Annotated in this window: 1 pseudogene; it reads left to right on the top strand. The window is 53.2% G+C overall.

The annotated features are described in order from the left end of the window. Positions 1 to 1,836: pseudogene (locus FKW19_RS15120) on the top strand (phage tail protein); the annotation flags it as partial.

The raw sequence follows: 1,836 nt of genomic DNA, 5'->3' as shown, positions 1-1,836 counted from the left end.
GCGTGATCCCTTGCAGGAAGTGGATCATTCGCAAACGCTAGCCGCACAAAGCGCATCTGCCTTAACGGGCTATGACCGGCAGATGGGCAGCGTGGCACAGGAGGTTGACCAGGCGCAGCTTTCGCTTAACGGGGCGCACGCATCTGCAACCCAGATCATGGCAGCGCAGGCGCGTGAGCAATCCATTCTGGCGGATGAATGGCATGCCAGCACGTCTGCCATGTCAGATCAAACACAGGCGCTGGATAAGGCCAATGCGGCCTATGCAGATGGCAGCATGTCTGCACAGGATGCGGCTTCTTATGTGTCTGCCTATACGGATGCAGAAAACAGCTTCCAGAAAGGCACGCCGCAGTTTGTGCAGGCCATGCAGGAGCGCATCAGTGCCGCCAAGGCCCTGACGGTTGCCCAGCAGAACACCCAGATGATCGGGCAGACCAATCAGAACAATGATCAGGTTGCTATCCTGCAAACTGAAACATCTCTGATCGGTTCCAATGATGATGCGCGCCAGAAACTGATTGCTCATATGGAAGTAGAGCAACAGCTTTATAGGGAAGGCCGATCATTAACAGATGAATATTCCCAGCATCTTCTGGCCAGCACAGATGCGCTTTCCGATGCCACGGCGGCATACCAGCACCAGCAGCAGGTGATGGATGATTTCACCGGCTCTATTAGCGATATGGCGGATCAGCTGTCCGATGGCGTGGTGCAGGGCTTCATGCAGGGCACATCCAGCGGCATGTCTTTCAAAAGCATGTTGCAGGGTGTGGATGCCTCGGTTGCCAGTGTGATCGCGCGATTTGCCCTTATCAATCCGCTGCTCAACAGCATTGATGGCGGCACGCGCACCACCCTGGCAGATCTGGACAATCTGTTTGGTAAAGTTGGTGCAGGCAGCAATGCTTCCAGTGCCAGCAACATTCTGTCCGGATATGGTGAAGGGAACGACATCACATCATCCGGCTGGGCATATTCCCCATGGGAAGCCTTGAATGTGAAAAACCAGGCTGCTGCTCCTGAAGGCAGTGGATCTGCCAGTGGTCAGTCCTGGCTGTCTTCGGTCATTGGTACCAAGATCGGTCGCAGCAATGTCACGATTGGCAATGTCGGCACAGGTCTGGCAGGCGGCATTACGTTGGGCAGTGCGTTATCCAGCGTAGGTGGTGGATCTTATGGAACTATAGGTTCTCTGGCTGGAACAGCACTTGGCACAGGGCTGGGCGCTGCTTTCTTTGGCCCTATTGGTGCTATGGTCGGGGGCACCGTTCTGGGTGGTCTTGGAGGACTGATTGGCAGTCTGTTTGCCAAAAAACATGCCGTATGGGACAGCGTTTCCGGTGTGGATGGTCAACTAGAGATCACGCACACCCATACGCGGCGTGCCAGCGATGATGTCTCATCTGGCCTTCAGGATGATCTGGACAGTATCAACAATGTTCTGGGATACACCGGAGCAACAGCAGATACCGGCCTGATTGGTGAAGTTGGTCATCAGAAAAAAGGAAAGAAATCCAGCTCTACCTCGCTTGAGGATATTCTGCCTGATCTCAAACTGAGCAGCTCTGATGCTACGTTTAACATGGCTTTGCAGCAGCTGATGCCGACATCATTTGACAGTGTCAGTGATTACACGCAGGACATTGAAAGCCTGAAAAGCCTTGCTGATACTTTGGACAGCATGAAGGTGTCTGTCTCAAAGTTTGATGATTCCAGCCATGTCACGGTAGATCATTTTAATGGTTACACGGGGGATATGGCCAAAGCACTTTCCACTCTGGATGGAAAGACGCTGAGCACAGACGATCTGCAAAGCAAGTTTGAGGCCATTGA

The sequence above is a fragment of the Acetobacter sp. DmW_125128 genome (assembly GCF_008704325.1).
GTDB classification, from domain to species: domain Bacteria; phylum Pseudomonadota; class Alphaproteobacteria; order Acetobacterales; family Acetobacteraceae; genus Acetobacter; species Acetobacter oryzifermentans.
Note: the sequence above shows the minus strand (reverse complement) of the source record. Positions and strands in the feature narration are given on the sequence as shown.